Origin of the sequence: Marinobacter flavimaris (genome assembly GCF_045057155.1) — a bacterium.
Classification (GTDB): Bacteria; Pseudomonadota; Gammaproteobacteria; order Pseudomonadales; family Oleiphilaceae; genus Marinobacter; species Marinobacter manganoxydans.
The window spans coordinates 4,109,761-4,129,336 of record NZ_CP171359.1; the positions used below are offsets into that span (position 1 = coordinate 4,109,761).

The 19,576-nt window shown below is 55.9% G+C and carries 14 protein-coding genes and 3 pseudogenes; 14 read left to right on the forward strand and 3 right to left on the reverse strand.

What is annotated here, in order from left to right; genetic code table 11:
- Window positions 1-4: 4 nt before the first annotated feature.
- From ACGK9W_RS19170 to ACGK9W_RS19180, 3 genes and pseudogenes are all read right to left on the reverse strand, one after another.
- On the reverse strand, window positions 5-1,189 hold the full coding sequence (locus ACGK9W_RS19170) for an efflux RND transporter periplasmic adaptor subunit (RefSeq protein ID WP_288944189.1): 1,185 nt from the start codon (window positions 1,187-1,189) through the stop codon (window positions 5-7).
- Between the two features lie 63 nt (window positions 1,190-1,252).
- The gene (locus tag ACGK9W_RS19175) at window positions 1,253-2,554 is read right to left on the reverse strand and encodes a TolC family protein (RefSeq protein WP_288944187.1); all 1,302 of its coding nucleotides are present in this window, start codon (window positions 2,552-2,554) and stop codon (window positions 1,253-1,255) included.
- Window positions 2,555-2,839: 285 nt separating this feature from the next.
- Window positions 2,840-3,568, reverse strand: a pseudogene (locus tag ACGK9W_RS19180) (TorF family putative porin).
- A gap of 280 nt (window positions 3,569-3,848) precedes the next feature.
- Between ACGK9W_RS19180 and ACGK9W_RS19185 the strand changes: the two are divergent.
- The 14 genes and pseudogenes from ACGK9W_RS19185 (at window position 3,849) to ACGK9W_RS19250 (ending at window position 19,336) form a co-directional block, all read left to right on the forward strand.
- Complete coding sequence (locus ACGK9W_RS19185; RefSeq protein WP_405418196.1) at window positions 3,849-4,934, forward strand: OprO/OprP family phosphate-selective porin; 1,086 nt, start codon at window positions 3,849-3,851, stop codon at window positions 4,932-4,934.
- A 456-nt stretch (window positions 4,935-5,390) separates the two neighbouring features.
- Window positions 5,391-6,635, forward strand: coding sequence for an alginate export family protein (locus ACGK9W_RS19190; RefSeq protein WP_050898258.1), 1,245 nt, complete (start codon window positions 5,391-5,393; stop codon window positions 6,633-6,635).
- A gap of 211 nt (window positions 6,636-6,846) precedes the next feature.
- Window positions 6,847-7,044 carry a hypothetical protein gene (locus tag ACGK9W_RS19195; protein ID WP_008171269.1) on the forward strand — a complete coding sequence of 66 codons (198 nt, stop codon included), beginning with the start codon at window positions 6,847-6,849 and terminating at the stop codon, window positions 7,042-7,044.
- 24 nt (window positions 7,045-7,068) lie between these two features.
- Window positions 7,069-7,290 (forward strand): annotated as a pseudogene (locus ACGK9W_RS19200) (transposase domain-containing protein); the annotation flags it as partial.
- A gap of 27 nt (window positions 7,291-7,317) precedes the next feature.
- Window positions 7,318-7,518: a hypothetical protein gene (locus tag ACGK9W_RS19205; RefSeq protein ID WP_288944846.1), complete on the forward strand. Its 201-nt coding sequence runs from the start codon at window positions 7,318-7,320 to the stop codon at window positions 7,516-7,518.
- Window positions 7,519-8,069: 551 nt separating this feature from the next.
- Window positions 8,070-8,792 carry a cytochrome c biogenesis CcdA family protein gene (locus ACGK9W_RS19210; RefSeq protein ID WP_008171265.1) on the forward strand — a complete coding sequence of 241 codons (723 nt, stop codon included), beginning with the start codon at window positions 8,070-8,072 and terminating at the stop codon, window positions 8,790-8,792.
- A 156-nt stretch (window positions 8,793-8,948) separates the two neighbouring features.
- Window positions 8,949-9,234, forward strand: a pseudogene (locus tag ACGK9W_RS19215) (mercuric reductase); the annotation flags it as partial.
- Between the two features lie 178 nt (window positions 9,235-9,412).
- Entirely contained in the window at window positions 9,413-11,767 is a 2,355-nt protein-coding gene (locus tag ACGK9W_RS19220) for a heavy metal translocating P-type ATPase (RefSeq protein ID WP_405418201.1), read from the forward strand.
- A gap of 169 nt (window positions 11,768-11,936) precedes the next feature.
- Window positions 11,937-12,395: an ATPase gene (locus tag ACGK9W_RS19225; RefSeq protein WP_405418202.1), complete on the forward strand. Its 459-nt coding sequence runs from the start codon at window positions 11,937-11,939 to the stop codon at window positions 12,393-12,395.
- A 46-nt stretch (window positions 12,396-12,441) separates the two neighbouring features.
- A complete protein-coding gene (locus ACGK9W_RS19230; protein ID WP_008171257.1) occupies window positions 12,442-13,956 on the forward strand; it encodes a thymidine phosphorylase family protein in 1,515 nt (504 codons plus the stop codon).
- Window positions 13,953-14,873 (forward strand): ribose-phosphate diphosphokinase, encoded by a 921-nt coding sequence (locus ACGK9W_RS19235; protein ID WP_008171255.1) that lies wholly within the window; start codon window positions 13,953-13,955, stop codon window positions 14,871-14,873. Before ACGK9W_RS19230 ends, ACGK9W_RS19235 begins: the two co-directional genes overlap by 4 nt.
- Window positions 14,870-16,225: an MBL fold metallo-hydrolase gene (locus tag ACGK9W_RS19240; RefSeq protein WP_092034311.1), complete on the forward strand. Its 1,356-nt coding sequence runs from the start codon at window positions 14,870-14,872 to the stop codon at window positions 16,223-16,225. The genes ACGK9W_RS19235 and ACGK9W_RS19240 overlap by 4 nt, the downstream gene beginning before the upstream one ends.
- A 97-nt stretch (window positions 16,226-16,322) precedes the next feature.
- Window positions 16,323-18,698, forward strand: a complete 2,376-nt coding sequence (locus tag ACGK9W_RS19245) for a xylulose 5-phosphate 3-epimerase (protein ID WP_405418206.1) — start codon at window positions 16,323-16,325, stop codon at window positions 18,696-18,698.
- 2 nt (window positions 18,699-18,700) lie between these two features.
- Window positions 18,701-19,336 (forward strand): methyltransferase family protein, encoded by a 636-nt coding sequence (locus ACGK9W_RS19250; RefSeq protein ID WP_405418208.1) that lies wholly within the window; start codon window positions 18,701-18,703, stop codon window positions 19,334-19,336.
- The last annotated feature ends 240 nt before the right edge of the window (window positions 19,337-19,576 follow it).

Sequence of the window (19,576 nt, forward strand, 5' to 3'; positions counted from 1 at the left end):
GGGTTTAGTGTCCGTGAGCGGCGCTGCGGCCACTGGCGGTAATGGCCGACATCAGATCAAAAGCGCCTACTGAAACCACTTCCGTGTTTGCGCTAATGCCGGACTTGATCTCGATCCAGTCGTTTGCCTCCTTGCCAAGCGTGACGGGAACCGCCTTGTAAGCCCCTTTCTCATCGCCCGGAACAAACACAACGGAGTCATCGCCAATGGTTTGAACCGCATCATCCGGAACCAGCGGCAGTGAGGCCTCCGATTCCGTCATGATTCTGGCCGTGGCATAGGTATTCGGGCGAAGGTCGCCTCTGGGAGACTCCAGCACAACGCGAACCGGGATGGTGCGGGTCTTTTCATCGAGCATGCTCGACACCCAGGATACCTGCCCACTGTGAAACCGGTCAGAACTTGAATCCCTGGAGGAAATCTGAACCTCGTCTCCCGTTGAAATCTGGTCAATATCGGATTCGGACACCTGAAGAATGGCCCACAACACCGAGGCATCCGCCACGATGAAAGGCGTATCCGACGGACTCAGCGTTTGCCCCAGACGAACATGCATCTGCTCGACACGCCCCTCAATGGGTGAGCGGAGCGCGTATTGCGCCAGCCCCCCACTGTCACCTGACGACTCGCTGCCGTAAACCGCCAGTTGTTCCCGCACGGAATCGTACTCCGCTTTTGTTTCAAAAAAGGCAGCCTTGGCATCCAGGAACTCTTCTTCACTGGAAATACCCTGTCCCTGCAACTCCCTTTCACGATTGTAGTCAGACTCGGCCGCTTCTTTGCGGGCCTCCAGCGAGATTAACCGGGAGCGAATCCGGGCCAGCTCCACACTGTTCAGGGTTGCCAGTAACTGCCCCTTATTGACACGATCCCCCAGATCAACCGCCAACCCTGTCAGTTTTCCCTCCAGCAGCGGACCAACCTCGGCCACGCGGTCCGGCACATACTGAATCTCGGCAGGTGCCGTAACAATTGCGCCAGCGCGCCCCTTGGCAGCCGCCACAGTCTGAATCGACAGTAACTCTGTCTGCTCCGGCGTCAGATGGATCTGGCGGGACTGGTTTTCCTCTCCGGCATGCTCGGCTTCTTCATTTTCGTGCTGGTCACCCTCGGCTTCTCCGGCAGCGTATGCCTGCTGCAAGCTCAGAGCGCCGACAACTATTAACAGTATCTTCAGATTGCGAATCATTCATTCACCCTCAATATTTAGAGAACGGTACTAAGAGAACGGTCAATTTTGAGTTTCATACCCTCAGGAACCGGCTGACATCGACAGAGCACCTCCTGTGCTTATCTCCAGCGCCCGGACGGCATCGATATAATCATTCTGCGCCTGAACGTATTCCTGCCTTACCGACAGGAGATTGTCCTGTGCCGCCAGAACATCCGAGGCACCGACCTTGCCCGCCCGAAGTGCTTTCTGCATCAGTTGTAATGTTTCCTCTGAACGCTCCAGGATCGACTCGTTCATCTGGCGCAGTCGAACGGCGGTGGATTCGTACCGGGCCACAGCTGACACAACCTGACGCTCTGTAGCCAGGCGCAAGGCCTCTGCCTCAAGCTCGGAGGTTTTCAGCCGCGCAGCAGCTTGTCTCTGCTCACCGGAATAATCATGAAAAACGGTCAAAGGCATCGACACCCCTGCACCGAAAAGGTTGGAGCCTTCCTCACGATCATAAAATCCGAAGACTTTCAGATTTGGAATCGTCAGGCTTTTCGCAACTTCAAGGCCAGATTCATCCGCTGCAATTCTGGCGGCCGCCGCTTTCAGGTCCGCTCTCTGACTCTGTGCAATCTCGACAAGCTGGCTGGTCGGAGGCAGGTCTTCGAGCGTCACATCAAGCTCGCCGGTCACCCCAACGGCATCGGAGGGGGACACCCCGAGCACTTCGGTAAGGTCAATTTTTGATTGCTCGAGCTTTTGTTCCGCCGAGGCTTTTTGATTCCGGGCCCTGGCAAGCCCAATGACTGCGGTATTGAGATCAATCCGGGTTTGTTTACCCTGTTTTACGGACATTTCAACCAGGTCTTTGGTGCGTTGCATAAGTTCAACGGCACGGGTTGCGGTTTCCAACTCTTTCTGAGCCAGCAGTATCCGGAAATAGGCGGCCCGCACCCGCGCCTTGGTGGCTACCTTCAGGTATTCAAGCTCCTGTTGCCGGGACGTGAGATTACTCCGGGCACGCGACTGCCCAAGGTCGCCGCGATTACCCATCCAGATCTCCTGAGTAACCCTCACCCCATATTCCAGGGACTCGTCGGCCTGATCCGGGGCCTGACGGGCCCCCAACTCAAACTCTGGATTGCTCGGCGCCCAGCGGCTGGCATGATCAAGCTGTCCCTGCTGTATCGAGACCGCGGCCCGCCTCAAAGCCAATACCGGGCTATTCTCGAAAGCCATCACCATGGCCTGGTTCAGGGAAACAGCCTGGCTGGCTTTGGCCTGCTGATATTCTTTCAGCGACACACTCTCTTTTGCCTGGGCCGACACCATAGGAGAGACGGCCAAGGCTCCCGGAACTATCATCGCGCACAACAACAATCGTTTGTTCATTCAGTATCATCCTGGCTGTTTGACTGAGGTCAGTGAGTCAGCATTTTTGCGTGGGAATCTGGAACGACCTTACAGACAAACCTTTAATACAGTTTGAAATTCAGGCACCGGATAAGAAATGAGCTTTGGCGGCAGGGGGGGGTAGAGGTAAGGGCGAGGATGTCGAGTCACCGGGCGTCAAGGCAGGCGCACGATGGTGGGTTCTTGCATGATAAATAAAAACCGGCCCGTCATTTGGGCCGGCTTTTTATTCTGGATCTGAATTGCTTGTGATCACTTGGCCGATCAGAAACTCCTGCTCCAACCCAGCCAGAACTTCGGATCATCCGAGTTGACAGAGCCAAGCGCGTCGGTTGACTCAATGTCCGCGTACTCCACGTTAACACTGAAAGAACCGAAGTTTCCCGCATCCTTTGTAACGTTGGCGGCGACGTGTGAATAACTTGCCTCGCCGACAGAAGCCTTGCCGTCATCAGCGAAGTCGTAATAGCCAAGCGTCACACCGGCACTGTAGCTGTCCTCCAGAGGCACCCCAACAGAGGCGTAGTAATAGGCATCCCCCTGCACGAACACCCCATCACCACTGGTGTCGCTGTTGATCGTGTAGGCCAGGCCGATGGCCGCAATGCCATAACTGATCTCGCCGTACAGTTCGCCGAAGTCGATGGAGTCCGGCGCGTCAGGATACGCATAATAAATGTACCCAACGTCATAACCCAGTTCTTCCACAGAGCCGGAGAATCCGGCATAAAGATCAAGCTCATAGCTGGTGCCGTCACCAAAATCGACATTGGAACCCCAACCACCGGCATAGAAGCCCGACGCATGCTCTTAATCCAACCCTCCCTGGACAGCCGCAGCCCCGTCTGTCTGGGTGACGCCCCGGAACAGATAGTTGCTGCTGGCGCTCACATTTGAGCTGACGTCAGCGCTAACAATGGCGGGCGCAGCCTGAAGTGCTGCAAGCAAAGTGATACTGATAAATCCGGATTTGGTGAAAAACTGCTTCTTCATAATGGATACCTTCGGTTGGGTTTCATTGCTCCAAATATGATTTAGCAAAAGTCTTGCCACATCTTATTTATTCTTGTTTATCATTATTATAGAGACAAATCGGCACATTCTGAGCTTGCCCCCGAAAAACGACCCAACACCTAGCGCCCGAGAACCTGTCACCGGCCCGGACCAGCGCCCTGTTTTGATGCATTCTCTGTAACCATTCTGTAATCTTTGCCAAATAGACTTTAATAGCGCTTCAACACACACAAGCAAACCGAAAAAGGTGAGACAGATCATGAGCAAGAAATATTTGGGCTTGGCTTTGGCGATTTCTGCCGCTTCTGCTGCACAGGCCGGAAACGTTACGACCAGCGGCGAAGACCTTGTGATCGATACCGACAGCGGTATCAAAGTGAAAGTGTCGGATAACTCTGCGTCTTTTCAGCTCGGCGGGCGCATTCAGTGGGATTACGACGCCACGCAGTCTGACGACAACGGTGTTGACACTACCGATTTCGATGTGCGCCGGGCACGCCTCTACGCCAAGGGCCACTTTGGCGACTGGGCGTACAAGACCCAGTTCAACGTCGCTGAAAGTGATGGCGCCGACGGCGGTACTGCTGAAGACCTGTACATTCGTTACATGGGATTTGGCTCAGCTGCAACCGTGACTATCGGTAAACAGAAAGAGCCATTCGGCCTGGAAGAATTAACGAGCTCAAAAGACATCTCAGCGCTTGAGCGATCTGCCATGACCGAGCGTTATGCCCCCGGTCGCAGCGGCGGCATCCAGCTCAGCGGCAAAGGCAGCAACTGGACCTACGGTATCGGCTACTTCGAGGCAGACGGCAATGGCAGCGACGATTTCAATAACACGGCAGTAACCGCACGGGGCACGGTTGCACCGATTCAAACGAACAATATGGTTGTTCATCTTGGTGCGGGTTATACCACGCGTGATGCCGACACTCAGGCCGATGAGGTCGATACGTTTAATCTGGAGCTCGCCGGCGCTTCCGGGCCCTTCCATGCCCAGGCCGAATATTTCGATTCCGAGGAAGGCCAGGTGGATGTTGATGGCTATTACGTACAGCTTGGCTGGATCATCACCGGCGAAAGCCGTCCTTACAAAGCCGGAGCATTCAAGCGGGTAAAACCGGCATCACCCAAAGGGGCCTGGGAAGTTGTTGCCCGCTTTGAGGATGGTGACGGAAAATACAGTGACGTGGGGCTGGCCACGACCGACGGTGAGCAAACAACACTGGGCGTTAACTATTACGCCAACAAGAATGTTCGACTTGGAATGAGCTACATGGATGGCGAAGAAGCCAATGGCGCTAGCGGAGATGAAGTGCGTGCGAGGTTACAATATGCATTTTGACCGCATGGAGGTCGCTTGAATGAGTTTTGCGGTTTGATATAGTTCTTGAGAGTTAATAAAATACTCAGGTTTTGGGCAGATATTAATCTGCCCATGCTTTTGTCTGCCCCACCCCCACCCCCACCCCCCGCTAATAAAGTTCATCTGAGGTTTCTGGTGTACATTGAGGTGGACCCCATCAGTTGGACAGCCTGAAGGTGCAGTTAAGCTCTGATCCGGCTGTATTCCTGAAAAAATGAGGCCCGTATGGACGGCTTTGCAAGACGTACAAGGTGGTGGCGCGTTGTTCAGCACTTTTTGCCTGTGAGCCTATGGAGGTACCCCTTGAGAGTCAGGTTCAATCTGACCGATATCAAGGTTGTCGCTGACATTGGCGCCCTAAACTGAACGAGCGACTTATCGATGAAATGTTGACTCCATTCAACCATTTATACGGCCGCTGAAGGTACCACTAGGATGAAAATGATGCTAACTCCGCTCACTGCCAGGAATGGCCAAAAAAACCAGAAGTCGTTGCTTGTCTTTGCCATTGGTTCGGTTCTGGCCTCTGCCGCAACGCCTGTCCTGTCCATGACCTTTACCGAAGCCTTAACCGGGGGAAAGGTTTCGCTTGATGTTCGTTACCGTTACGAATTTGTGGATCAGGACAACCCTCTTGATCAAGCCCATGCTTCTACCGTTCGAACCCGACTGGGGTACCGGACTGGTGATTTTAAGGGGTTTGAGGTGTTTGCCGAGGCGGAAGATGTGTCCGCTGTGGGGAATGAGAACTACAATAGCACCATCAATGGCATAACCGATCACTCAGTAGTCGCTGATCCGACGGAAACCGAAGTCAACCAAATTTACGTGCGTTACAAAGGTTTTTCGGATACCAGCCTGACCTACGGCCGTCAGCGCTTTGCTCTGGACAATCACCGGTTTATCGGTACGGTTGGCTGGCGCCAGAATGAGCAAACCTTCGATGCCTTTGTCGGCACCAACGAGTCGCTTCCGGACACGAAGATCACAGCGGGCTATCTTTACAATGCTAACCGGGTGTTCTCGGATGCCAGCCCTAATGGCAATTTCCCAATGCAGTCGCCGATTTTCAACGCACAGTATCATGGCTTGGCTGCCGGAACCCTGACCACTTACGGTTATCTTTTCGACTTTACCAACGCAGACGTCAACTCAACCCAGAATTTTGGTTTGCGGTTCGCAGGTGGCACCGATGTATCGGAAGACGCCAGGGTCCTGTACACCCTGGAGTACGCAATCCAGAAAGACTATGCAGACAACCCGCAAAGCTTTGAGGCCGCTTATTGGCTGGCGGAAGTGGGGCTCGCAGTCTACGGCCTGACCTTTAAGGTGGGTATGGAGACTCTGGAGTCGGACGACGGCCGGTCATTCCAGACGCCTCTGGCGACGCTTCACGCGATGAACGGTTGGGCCGACCAGTTCCTGGTCACCCCGGACGATGGCCTGCAGGATCTATACGTATCGGCGGGTGCCTCAGCAAAGGGGGTCAAGTGGCTGGCCGTTTATCATGACTACAGCAGTGACATCAATAGCCTGAGCTATGGCTCCGAGCTGGGGCTGCTGGCTGTCTACCCGATCAACAAGCACTACACGGTGGGTGCCAAGTTCGCCAGCTATGCCGCCGATGGTCGTGGCGTGGATACGGACAAGGCCTGGTTGTGGGGAGAGGTCAAGTTCTGACCTTATCACTGTTGCGGTGAACAGACATTCGCCTGATAGAGGGCGGGTCGCCCCGACCGGGGGTAGACAATCCGAAGGATAAGGGTCGCTGACGAACGCTGCGGTTGAGGAGGTCTCAGGCAGCGTTTGGCTCTTGGAAACGTCGTAAATTTACAGAAATTGATGTGTTAGCTATGCTTTGGATGGAATCTAAACAACAAGGAGAAGCACGATGGGTAAAGCTATTAATGGTAAGTTCGAGAACATGGATCAGGCACGCAATACGCGAGACGATCTTATTGGCAGCGAAATCCCACAGGATGTGATCTTTATTGATAAGGAAGAGCAGACGATCCGGGTGATGTTGCCGCAGGAGGAGGCCGGGGAAGTTTATGAGATCTTCGATCGACACGGCGTCACGTATAAGTGAAGGCTCGTGGCCCTGTGCGTTGGGCTGTTCCTGGGATCACTCCGCAGTGGTCAACGCGCGGCTGCGGTCATGACGCTGATCCAGTCGGCTATGCGGAAAGGGCATGATCCCTATGGGTATCCAAGGGATGTTCTGACCCGACTGCCGACACAGAAGAGCAGCGCCATCGGCGGACGCTTACAACGGAATAAAATAGTGTTGGTCTGTTGGGAACTTATCGGTAGATCGTATGCCTTAATTTGTTAATGTCACAGACTGGTGCTTGAAAGCAGGATGGCCGCAAAGAATCGCCCCACTATCGTTGTGTTGCTGTCACTGCTTTTGGTGTTCAGCGGGCCTGCGTTTGCTTTGCCGCCGGGGAACTTCACAAGTTTTACCGATACCGGTTCCCAGCTGATTTTTGCCGCACAGGCGGCCCACTACCAGGATCCCTTCCTGGCTTCTATTACACCCCCTGCAGAACATTACTCCTGAGTCTTAACCGGTTTTTGCCCATCGCGGCAAACTCATTAACGTTAGTTCTTGCAACAAAGTCTCGTACTTCGGTTCATTCGTAACGGGGCTTTATATGGAGTGAATCAAATGCGCAATTCAAAAACCAGGCTCACCATCACAGCGATTCTTCTGGCCGGAACCATTGGATCCTTGTCTGCATTGGCCCACGAGGACGAAGGAAAAGGCATGAGGGGGATGATGAATATGATGTCTGATATGTCCCCCGAAGACCGTAAAGCCATGACTGAGGCGTGCATGAAAATGATGCAGGGGCATGGAAACGGGCCGGAAGGACGATTATCAGGTCATCGCCTTCAACGCCAACGGCCAGCAGCGTGTGTTCCGCGAACACAAGGATTACTGAGGTCAGCTCTGTGAAAGTGATGCCTTTTCGCCTGAACTCCGCCACGGTGCGGTACTGGCAAGATGCTATGGCGGGCACGGGCCATTATCAATAACGGCAGGTCCAGGGAAGGCATCAAATTCGATTTCTGGGCAATTTGACAGACTCACCGAACTTGGAGGGCTAAATGCCTGATCTTGCAACTTGGGGAATTGCCGCCGCGTTTGCCGGTGGTCTCATATCGTTTTTTTCACCCTGCACGCTACCTCTGGTTCCCGGCTACCTGTCGGTCGTGACTGGAGGTGCCCTGACCGAGGCTTCGAATCGGTTGAAGGCCCTTTGGCTGAGCCTGTGTTTTGTGATGGGGTTCAGTCTGATCTTTATTGCCCTGGGAGCAAGCGCAAGTGCTTTAGGGCAATGGTTGATGGCCTATCGTGAAGAGGCCAACCTGGTGGCCGGCGTGCTCATCGTTCTAATGGGTCTGTTTATGCTGGGCTGGTGGAGCATGCCGGCGTTGCAGCGCGAATGGCGCATTGGACAGTCACTCGAAGGCGGACGTCCCACTGCCGCCTTTCTTCTGGGGATAGCATTTGCCATCGGCTGGACACCCTGTATAGGTCCCATACTCGGGGCTATATTGGCGCTCAGCTCCACCCATGCCAATGCCGAGGCGGGTATGCTTTATCTTGCTGCCTATTCTTTAGGGCTGGCTATCCCGTTCCTTGGCACCGCCCTCTTCATTGAGCACTTTCGACAACGAGTGCGCTGGCTCAGTCGCTGGAGTCGACTGCTGAGAGTGTTTGCAGGCCTGGTACTCGTTGTCATGGGCGTGTTGGTGCTCACCGGTCAGATGACTCTATTCGCGTCATGGATGTTGTCGACGTTTCCAGTTCTTGGAAGGCTTGGCTGATCCTCTCTAATTCTTTAATTCGTGGGGATCGTTTCAGTGGGTGCTATCCTGACGCAGCCAGTGTAGCTGAGTGTAAAAAGCCTATCCGGCCCTGGGCGCTGAGCGAGTCTGCCGGTGTTCAGGATTACGTGTCAGATGGGATATTCCTGTAAGGAAGGCGAGGCCAGGCTCGACCTCAGTGCCATGCCCGCGGTCATGTTTACCGATCCTCAAGTCGCCACCGTTGGCCTCTCTGAAGCCGAAGCAGTTGCTCGGGGTGCAGGTTGTCGCAGCGGAAGGCGGTGAAATTATCCAAACGGCGGTGATGGCGTTACGAGCAGGTTTGACCGTTCAGGAAATCGGCGATGACTTGTTCCCCTATCTGACCATGGTTGAAGGACTCAAGCTCTGTGCGCAAACGTTCACCAAGGATGTAAAACAGTTGTCATGCTGTGCCGGATAAATCATTTGAACGCGGCTCTGGGGTTTCTTGACCGAGATCACAATCTGATTCGGTTTAAGCCGGTGATTCATTTTGGATTCAGGTAGATATGCTCTGATGATCTGGATGGCGCTTATGCTGGGTGTTCGTCTGCCTGATAAAAGCTCCGGTTGGCCAATTAAGGAAAGGGGACCAAGGAATGAAAAATACCGTCGTGGAGATCCGCGGCTTGCTATCGGCACTGAGTGCTCGGGGCGTGGAGAAACAGTTGTTGAGATTGCCCGGCGTTAAGAAAGCCGAGGTCAACTATGTGGCCGGCAGCGCGACCGTCACCTATGATGAGGCGACGGTGGACCTTGAGGCTATCAAGGCCCGGATACACGAGTGCGGCTATCACTGTTCCGGAGAACAGTTGCCCAGGCACGTTTGCGACCCGGGGGACCCGCCGACCGAAGCCGGGGCTGTGTCCATGCCCGTCCACGATGGCCATGCCTCCCACACCGGCCAAGACGATACCGCGCATCCTGCTGAACACGGCGAACATACTGGCGCAAAGGACGAGATGGCTCACGAGATGGGCCACGGCGGCAGCATGGACATGCAGGCAATGGTGCGCGACATGCGCAACCGTTTCTGGGTCTGCCTGATCTTCAGCCTCCCGATTTTCATTTATTCGCCCATGGGTGGGCTGTTCGAACCGCCAGCACCGCCCTTCGGGCTGCGGCTAGACCTGTGGTTGCTATTACTGGCAAGCATCGCGGTGCTCTGGCCAAGCTGGCCGTTCTTTGTTGCCGCCTGGCGCGCGCTGAAAAACGGCGTGCTCAACATGGCTGTGCTGGTCGTTCTCTCGGTGGGTACTGGCTACCTGTTCAGCGTCGGTTCCACGCTCTTTTTCCCGGGTGTGCAGTTTTTCGAGGCGGTGGCGGTGCTGCTGGTGTTCATCCTGCTCGGCCATTGGCTGGAGATGCGCGCCCGTGCCGGTGCCTCGGACGCCATCCGCTCGCTGATGGATCTCGCGCCGCCCAAGGCCACTGTGTTGCGTGATGGCCAGGAACGGGAGGTTCCCACCGCTGAGGTTCTGAAGGACGACATCGTCGTGATCCGCCCCGGCAATAAGATTCCGGTGGACGGTGAGGTCTTGGAGGGCGAGTCCCTGGTGGATGAGTCCATGCTCACTGGCGAGTCCATGCCGGTGGAAAAAAAGCCCGGCGATAAGGTGATCGGGGCCACCATTAACAAGAGCGGCAGCTTCAGGTATCGCGCCACCAAGGTAGGTTCCGACACCGCGTTAGCGCAGATCGTCAAGCTGGTGCAGGAGGCGCAGAACTCCAAGGCCCCGGCGCAGCTGCTGGCGGACAAAGCGTCACAGTGGCTGGTGGTGATTGCCATCGTGATCGGCCTGCTCACCTTCGCCGTCTGGTTCTGGTGGATCGGCCAAAGCCTGCTGCTTGCCGTGACCCTGACTATCACCGTGTTCGTGATCGCCTGCCCGGACGCCCTGGGCCTTGCAACGCCCATGGCGGTGATGGTGGGCACCGGCCTCGGTGCCAGGAACGGCATCTTGTTCAAGAATGCCTCTGCACTTGAGGATGCCACCCGGCTGGATATTGTGGTCTTCGACAAGACCGGCACCCTGACCATGGGCGAGCCGCAGGTGGTCGAGGTGGTCGTGGTGGCGGGCAGCACCGAGGAGGCGGTCCTCGCACTGGCGGGGACGGTGGAGCAGGGCTCGGACCATCCTCTGGCCCAGGCGATACAAAGTAAGGCCGAAGGCTTGCAGCTTGATCCGCTGACCGGCTTCACCAACATCGAGGGCAAGGGCGCGCGGGCGGAGATTGGCAGCAAGACCGTGCTGCTCGGCAACCGCCGGCTGATGGACGAAGAGAAGGTCGACATGGCGAGCCTGAAGGACGAGGCCGCGCGTCTGCAGAGCGCGGGGCAGACCGTGGTGCACGTCGCCCAGGACGGGAAGCTGGTCGGCCTTATCGCCATTGCCGATGCGCCGCGCCCCACCGCTACTGCAATGGTCAAAAAGATGCGTGAACGCGGGGTGGAGGTGGCGATGCTCACCGGCGACAACCAGGCCACCGCCGAGCGCATCGCCCGGGAACTCGGCATTGAGATGGTGATCGCCGATGTCCTTCCGGGGCAGAAAGCAGACAAGATCAAGGAGCTCCAGGCTCAGGGCAAGAAGGTTGGCATGGTGGGCGACGGTGTCAATGACGCCCCGGCACTGACCCAGGCGGAGGTGGGTTTCGCCATCGGTGCCGGCACCGATGTGGCCATTGAGAGCGCTGACGTGGTGCTGATGAAGAGCGACCCCTACGATGTGCTGGGAGCCATCGAGCTGTCGCGCGCTACCCTGCGCAAGATGCACCAGAACCTGTTCTGGGCGGTGGGCTATAACGTCATCGCCTTTCCCGCGGCGGCAGGCGTGTTCTATCCGTTGGTGATAAGCCCAGAAGTAGCGGCGCTCGCAATGTCTGGAAGCTCCGCTCTTGTTGCGGTAAATGCACTCCTGTTAAAGCGCACCCAACTGGACGGCTTAGGGTAGACGAACACTTCCAATTGGAAAAATTGATGTTCATCAAGCCCACGCTATTGAGCGACTCTTTTTGCATCTTTTGTTGGGGTTTTTCAGTGTGAATTCAGGCTTATGAGTTTAAGTGGTAGGTAATTGCTGTTTGCTGACATGATTAATGACAACAAGGGGGAACGGGTAAATGGACATCAAAACCTTTGGAGAACTTATTAGCTGGACACGGGATTTGCATGCTCACCTTGCAAGGTGTATGTCACATTGCGCTACGAAGAATGAAGAGGAGCGAGCACGGGCGCTGCTGGACTATCTGGCGACCCATGAATCGGAAATGGAACGTATCGTGAATGAATTCAAGTCGCAGGGCGATTTCAAAGCATTGGAGACAAGGGTCTACGACTACCTGTCTCACCATCCCATTAAGACCCACAGAACCTGCGATGAGCCCTACGCACAGCTGAATTTTGAGGGCATATGCAGAGAAGTATTCGATTTCCATGATCAGATAGAGGACCTTTATCGCACCATGGCCGACAAAGCCGAGATTCCCGAGGCGAAAGAATTACTGCAATCGTTGCTAACCATGGAAGAGAACGAAGCTATGCGATTGGCCAGGCAGATAGGGCGTATGAACGACCTCTGATCAGAACACTGAAATTATTCTTCGACGCAGAAAAGGATGTTGATACATGGTGGCGTCTTCCAGTCAGTTACGGGTTTTCAAGATGGGTATCAATACTCATCAGGAGCCTGTCGTCTACATGCGTGGTGATTGTGATGTGTGCCTTTCAGAAGGATTCGCCGCCAGTTCCAGGGTGGGAATTTCCTCGCAGGGACGTTCCATCATCGCAACTCTCAATATTTCGTCTGATGAAACGGTTCCCAAGGGGTATGCGGGGCTTTCAGATATCGCCATAGAGCGGCTCGGGGTGGCTCAGTCTGACCTGGTTTCAGTACATCATGCGCCCTATATCGAATCCTTGAGTCTGGTTCGTCGGAAAGTATTCGGACACAGCTTGCTTCCGGCTGAGATGGCCCGCATTGTCTCCGATATCTCCGCACACAAATACAGCGATGTCGAAATAGCCTGTTTCCTGAGCGCTTGTGCGGGTGGCAGATTAGGTTTCGATGAGATTGTTGCTTTGACCCAGGCGATGGTGAATTGCGGACAACAGCTCGATTGGCCAGGCGTGGATCGTGTGTTCGACAAACACTGTGTTGGAGGCCTGCCGGGCAACCGGACCACGCCGCTGGTTGTGTCGATCGTCAGCGCAGCAGGCTTAGTAATGCCTAAAACCTCCTCCCGTGCCATCACCTCACCGGCGGGAACAGCGGACACCATGGAAGCGCTGACCAATGTGAGGCTTGGGCTGAACGAGATTCGCCGTGTGGTCAGAGAAACCGGTGCCTGTCTCGCCTGGGGTGGGGCGATGAACCTCAGCCCGGCTGATGACCTGTTGATTCGCATCGAGAGAGCGCTGGACCTTGATGGTGAGGGCCAGCTCGTGGCCTCGGTGCTGTCCAAGAAGATTGCTGCCGGTTCCACCCATGCGGTGATTGATATTCCGGTGGGGGAGACGGCCAAGGTTCGAACGCCCGGCGATGCCGACCGGCTGGCCTCTCTTTTCACAAGCGTTGGGGCGGCCTGTGGGCTGAAGGTACGCTGCATCGCGACAGACGGCAGCAAGCCGGTTGGTGCAGGGATCGGGCCGACAGAGGAGGCCCGTGATGTTTTGGCCGTGTTGCAGGGAAAGCGGGGTGCGCCGGAGGATCTACGGAGCCGCGCCATCATGCTGGCTGGCCATTTGTTCGATCTGGCTGATGGTCGTGGCGTGAAAGAGGGGATGGTCAAAGCAGAACGACTACTTCAAAACGGCTCTGCCTGGGGGCAGTTCAAGCGTATAACAGAGGCTCAGGGAGGGCAGAGGAGCTTAGGTGAAGCCCGTTTTAGGCGCCCAGTTCTGTGCTCGGAATCCGGAACAATCGTGTCTATCGACAATCGTCGGCTTGCCCGTGTCGCCAAGCTGGCAGGCGCACCTGCCAGCTCTACCGCAGGGCTGCGGCTACTGGCGACCGTCGGTGATAGAGTCACTAAGGGAGAGCCTCTCTATGAATTGCTCAGTGACAGTCCGGGGCAGCAGGATTATGCGCTGGCGTTTAACGATATGGGGCCGGCAATCTTCACTGTAAAGCGAGAGGAATGATTGTGGGCATTACTGAAAAAAGTGTGTTGTTCAGCCTTGCTCCCCATCCATTACGGGAAAAACTTTGTGATCGGCTCAATCTGGAGCCGGGAAGTTTGGAGGTGCGGAGGTTCCCTGATGGTGAGTCCTACTTACGTGTGCTCACATCAGTCAAAGGTGCGAACTGCGTAATATTGGCCGACCTAACGCATCCAGACACCAAATACCTTGCTCTCCTGTTTCTCTTTGAAACTCTCCGGGAACTCGGTGCCAGGTCGATTGGGTTGGTGGCGCCCTATCTTTGCTATATGCGCCAGGATCGACGCTTCGAAGAAGGGGAGGCGGTCACTTCCAGGGTGTTTGCCCAGTCTTTGTCTTTACATATCGACTGGCTGATCACCGTTGATCCACATTTGCACAGGTACCAGTCTCTTGACGAAATCTACAGCATACCCACGCAAGTTGTTCAGGGAGCACCGGCGCTGGCGGATTGGCTACGGGGGCAAAACGGTCTGTTGCTGGTAGGTCCGGACGCGGAAAGTGAGCAATGGGTATCAAGTATCGCGCAGGCCAGTAACCATCCTTATGTCATTGGCACCAAGCAGCGTCTGGGTGACCGGCGCGTTGAAGTCACCTTGCCGGATATCTCGGCGTATAACGGCCGGAAAGCCGTCATCATTGATGACGTTATTTCCAGCGGCCGCACCATTGGCGAGTGTGTCAGGGCACTTAAGGCACAAGGCACGGAGGCCATCCTGTGTGCGGCGGTGCATGGCATTTTTGCGGAGGCCTCGGACACCTACCTTCTGGGTACCGGCCTGCAGACGCTGGTGACCACCAACACGGTTCCACACAGCAGCAATGAGATCGATGTCAGCGAGTTGCTGGTGCCGCCGGTCAGGCATTTTCTCAATCAGGTGGAGGATGAGCGCCGATGAACATTACATTTCTGGGTGGCACGGAAACCGTGACCGGCTCCAAGTTCCTGGTTGAAACCGGCCAGACACGTGTATTGGTCGATTGCGGCCTGTTTCAGGGGTACAAGTGGCTGAGAAAGCGCAACCGGCAACCGTTGCCGCTCGATATTGCCTCGCTGGATGCCGTGCTTCTGACCCATGCCCATCTGGATCATTCAGGCTACATCCCCGTGTTGTACAAGCAGGGCTTCCGGGGGGCGGTTTATACCCATCATGCCACCCGAGAGCTATGCAGCATATTGCTGGCCGATAGCGGCCATCTTCAGGAAGAGGAGGCACATTACCTCGGCCGCCATAAGCTGAGCAGGCATGAGAATCCGGAGCCCCTGTATGATCAGGAGGATGCAGAAGCCTGCATGGAGCTGTTTCAGTCGGTGGACTTTCACCAAGTGATCCAGCTCGGTGATATACGCTTTCATCTGCGACCGGTCGGGCACATTCTCGGGGCGGCCTGTGTCATCATCGAGGCGGAAGGTAAACGCGTCGGTTTTTCCGGCGATGTGGGCCGCCTCAATGATATTTTCATGAGGCCACCGGCACCCCTGCCAGCACTCGACATGCTGATGCTGGAATCAACATATGGCGATCGTCGCCACGAAGACGTGGATTTGCCGTCACAACTGGCGGACATCGTCAACGAAACGGTCGACAAAGGGGGCAATATACTGATTCCAGCCTTTGCCGTGGGCAGAGCGCAGGTCTTGCAACATATGCTCACCGACCTGATGAAGGCGGGACGAATTCCAAGGTTGCCAGTTTATCTGGATAGCCCCATGGCGATTGATGTTTCTGAGATTTACTGCCGCTACGAAGATCAGCATCGGTTGAGCAGTTCAGAATGCCACGAAATGTGCAGCACCGTTCATTATAGCCGCAGCGTCCAGGACTCCAAGGCGCTGGCTGATCAGGCCTACCCGCACGTAATTATTGCAGGCAGCGGTATGGCAACGGGCGGTCGCATTCTTCATCACTTCAAGCGTCTCCTCGGCCAGCACCGCACAACCGTTATCTTTGCCGGTTATCAGGCAGGGGGGACACGAGGCGCCAAAATGGTTGATGGAGCGGAAAGGATCAAGATCCACGGCGACTGGATTCCGGTCAAGGCCCGGCTGGAGGTGTTGAGTGGGCTTTCCGGGCATGGAGATTTCACAGAGATTGAACAGTGGCTGGCTCAAAGTGACTTAGCCCCCGAAACGCCGATCAACTTGATTCATGGAGACCCTGATGCGCTGGAGGCCATGAAGGATCACTTGCGTCAGAACACCCGGTTTGAGGTGGAGGTGGCAAGCTACCAATCCATTTTGCGTCTTTGATGTGAGACCGGGCAAATACCCGGGGTAATCCGGATATTTACGGCGAGGATTTCTAATAGGCCACCATTAACGTCAGTAGAGTTATCAGGGAGAGATCATGAACGGCTATTCCATTGAGGATTCACATCGAATCCAGCAGCGTGCTGCCCAATATCGGCAGCGTTACCCCCAGTTTGCCAACTGGGCAAAAGGGCGTGGGGTGATCGAACATACCGATTTGACCCAGGTGCGCGTGTTCGACCTGTGCCAGGAACTCGTGTGTGCCGGGCGTTATGACTCGCTCGACGATGCCCTGATTATTTTCGAGGCTGCAGACACCCTCACCAACGCGGCCATGTGGCTGGTAGCCCACATGACTTATGCCAGCAGAGTGGACCTGTCCGGACAGCCGCTGGCGGCGGATGACTTCAAGGAAAATCCCCAGGGGCATACCGGTGGTTCGCTGAACATGGTGCCTGCCTATCTTGGCTACACGGCCGCCAACGCGTTGGCGGGGCTGACCCGTAGCTGGCTGATGGGGCAGGGGCACTGTGTGGCGGCTATCGAAAGCGTCAACATACTGCTCGGCAATCTGCATCCAGAACAGCAGGATCGGTACACGCTCGACGAGGCGGGGCTGTCCCGGCTGGTGAGTGACTTTTACAGCTACGCCGTCACTCTCGATGGGACACCGGGGGTTCCCCTGGGCAGTCACGTCAACCCCCACACTGCCGGCGGGCTGATCGAGGGCGGATACCTGGGCTTTGCGGAACTGCAATACACCCATATGCCGCTGCCGGGGGAGCGTCTGGTCGCGTTTCTCAGTGATGGGGCATTTGAGGAGCAGCGGGGCAGCGACTGGGCAAGCCGCTGGTGGCGAGCCGAGGACTGTGGCCTGGTGACCCCGGTGATGATTGCTAACGGGCGCCGCATTGATCAACGGTCAACCATCTTTCTGCAAGGAGGCACGGACTGGTTCCGGCAGCACCTGGAGCTCAATGGTTTTTACCCCATACTCATTGATGGCCGCGACCCTGCGGCCTTTATCTGGGGCATCTTCGAGGCCGAATCGAGGCTTCAGGCGTGCAGCGAACAGGTCAGCGCCGGCCACATGAGGTACCCTGTAAAGCTCCCCTATCTGATTGCCGAGACGGTCAAAGGCTATGGTTTCTATGGTGCTGGCTCAAACGCGGCGCATGGTACCCCGCTTCCGGCAATACCGAGATTTGATGAGGTCTCGCGCAGGCACTTTAACGAATCCATTGCCCGTTTGTTTGTGCCCGAGATCGAGATTCACGGCGCCCGCGACGTGCTGGCAACTCACCGGGCAGACGATCGGCCTGCGGAAAAGGATCATCCGCTGAGCTGTCGTGACGTCAAGCTGCAAACTGTGCCCGAACCGGTCTGGTTGCAAACGGCGGTATCAGAGTCGCCCATGGTGGCGATTGATCGGCAGTTTGTTGCCCTTGTAAAGGCCAACCCGGCGCTTCGTATTCGCCTGGGGAACCCGGATGAATTGCGTAGTAATCAGATGAACCAGTCGCTTGACCTTCTGAAGCATCGCACCCTGACGCCCGAGCCCGGCCTTGCGGAATCCCTTCACGGCTCGGTAATCACAGCCCTGAATGAGGAGGCCGTTGTAAGCGCCGCTCTGGGTAATAAGGGAGGTATGAATCTGGTGGTGTCCTACGAAGCGTTTGCCATGAAAATGATTGGCGCTCTTCGGCAGGAAATTATTTTTGCGCGACACCAGAAAAGTCTCGGTCGGCCCGCCCGATGGTTATCCGTGCCGGTCATTGCGACGTCGCACCTCTGGGAAAACGGCAAGAACGAGCAGTCTCATCAGGACCCGGCCTTCGGCGAAGTCCTGATGGGAGAAATGAGTGACACTGCCCGCGTTGTCTATCCTCCCGACTGCAATAGTGCTGTGGCGTGCCTTAACGAGTGTTTTCGAACCCAGGGGCAGTTCTGGGCCATGACGGTTCCCAAGGCAAAACTGCCTGCCGTTTTTGACGGCCGTCAGGCTGTGCAATTGCTCCGGGATGGTGCCATCGCTCTTGGTGAAGCCGGTGATGTGCAGTTGATCGCTGTCGGCGCCTATCAACTCCGGGTTTGCCTTGAGGTTGCCGAAGCGCTGGCTCAGAGAGGGCTTTCGAGTGGTGTGGTCTGCCTTCTCGAGCCCGGTCGATTCCGGAGTCCCCGGGATCCAATCGAGTCAGGGCATCAGTCTGGTAGTTCTTACAGGGCCGAGCTGTTTCCTCACGATACAAAACTCAGAGTGTTCGTGTGCCATATGCGCCCAGAGGCCTTGCTGGGACTCTGCCGTCCTCTCGATCTCGGGCCCGACCGGACGCTGGCGTTTGGCTATGAAAACCATGGTGGCACCCTGGATACATCGGGGCTGCTGCAGGCCAACAAATGTGATGCCCATTCGATAGTGCAGGCGATCCTGTCAAAAAGTGGCTCCTCAGGCGCTGATAAGGCGACATTGTAGCGATGGAGCGCGAGGATCGATTTACAACAGTCTTCTGGTTCTTTTACCGTTATTTCGCGCCGAAAAACTGGCGGGAATGGGCCGGCGCCGGAGTGGTGCAGGCCTTCATCATTGCGCTTTATGCGGAAATGTACGGTTTTCCGCTCACTATTTATCTGTTGGTGCGTTTTTTTGGCCTCGACAGTGAGTATGTCAGCGCCAGCCTGTGGTCGACCCTGATAGGGCTGGGCGAAACCGGGATGTTGGTCTCAATGTTGCTCGGCTATGCGCTCGCGTTCACCGGGATCGGCCTCTTTATTCAGGGGTGGCGTCAGGTCCACAAGGCGCGAGGTGAAAACCGTTTGGTGAAAGACGGCTTGTATGCGTATGTGCGGCATCCGCAGTATACGGGGCTATTCATCGCTCTGTTTGGAGAAGGGGTGGTGCACTGGCCGACGTTATTCTCGGTCGGCCTTTTTCCGGTGATCGTGCTTGTCTACACATGGCTGGCTCGACGTGAGGAACGGCAGGTGCTCAAGGAGTTCGGTGAGGAGTACCGTGCCTACCAGCGGCAGGTGCCGATGTTCATCCCCCGCTGGGGGCGGTGGCGTCAGCTCGCCGCTGCGTCACGAAATAGTAGTGAAAATGATACGGTGTGACGCAGGTATTGGTTTTGCCGGTCGACTGGTTCGCATCAGGCTCGATTCCGTTGAGACGGCGTACAGGAGCGATCATTCCCGGGTGTCTGACTATACTGCGTGGCGCCCCCACATACGGTGCTGGCTCAATCTCATGATATCCGGCCATTGTAAAAACTGACTTGCATCAAGATAAGGGCGGCACGACTGACAATTTCAGTTTCGTTTCAGGTCAAGGGTGTCTAATTGTTCATGTTTTGG

What these genes read in the sequence shown, in the direction of transcription:
- ACGK9W_RS19190 (WP_050898258.1), top strand. Translation starts at nt 5,391, where the DNA reads ATGAAAATGATGCTAACTCCGCTCACTGCCAGGAATGGCCAAAAAAAC.
- ACGK9W_RS19225 (WP_405418202.1), top strand. Translation starts at nt 11,937, where the DNA reads ATGGACATCAAAACCTTTGGAGAACTTATTAGCTGGACACGGGATTTG.
- ACGK9W_RS19245 (WP_405418206.1), top strand. Translation starts at nt 16,323, where the DNA reads ATGAACGGCTATTCCATTGAGGATTCACATCGAATCCAGCAGCGTGCT.
- ACGK9W_RS19205 (WP_288944846.1), top strand. Translation starts at nt 7,318, where the DNA reads ATGGCCGCAAAGAATCGCCCCACTATCGTTGTGTTGCTGTCACTGCTT.
- ACGK9W_RS19195 (WP_008171269.1), top strand. Translation starts at nt 6,847, where the DNA reads ATGGGTAAAGCTATTAATGGTAAGTTCGAGAACATGGATCAGGCACGC.
- ACGK9W_RS19250 (WP_405418208.1), top strand. Translation starts at nt 18,701, where the DNA reads ATGGAGCGCGAGGATCGATTTACAACAGTCTTCTGGTTCTTTTACCGT.
- ACGK9W_RS19235 (WP_008171255.1), top strand. Translation starts at nt 13,953, where the DNA reads ATGATTGTGGGCATTACTGAAAAAAGTGTGTTGTTCAGCCTTGCTCCC.
- ACGK9W_RS19210 (WP_008171265.1), top strand. Translation starts at nt 8,070, where the DNA reads ATGCCTGATCTTGCAACTTGGGGAATTGCCGCCGCGTTTGCCGGTGGT.
- ACGK9W_RS19170 (WP_288944189.1), bottom strand. Translation starts at nt 1,189, where the DNA reads ATGATTCGCAATCTGAAGATACTGTTAATAGTTGTCGGCGCTCTGAGC.
- ACGK9W_RS19240 (WP_092034311.1), top strand. Translation starts at nt 14,870, where the DNA reads ATGAACATTACATTTCTGGGTGGCACGGAAACCGTGACCGGCTCCAAG.
- ACGK9W_RS19220 (WP_405418201.1), top strand. Translation starts at nt 9,413, where the DNA reads ATGAAAAATACCGTCGTGGAGATCCGCGGCTTGCTATCGGCACTGAGT.
- ACGK9W_RS19185 (WP_405418196.1), top strand. Translation starts at nt 3,849, where the DNA reads ATGAGCAAGAAATATTTGGGCTTGGCTTTGGCGATTTCTGCCGCTTCT.
- ACGK9W_RS19175 (WP_288944187.1), bottom strand. Translation starts at nt 2,554, where the DNA reads ATGAACAAACGATTGTTGTTGTGCGCGATGATAGTTCCGGGAGCCTTG.
- ACGK9W_RS19230 (WP_008171257.1), top strand. Translation starts at nt 12,442, where the DNA reads ATGGTGGCGTCTTCCAGTCAGTTACGGGTTTTCAAGATGGGTATCAAT.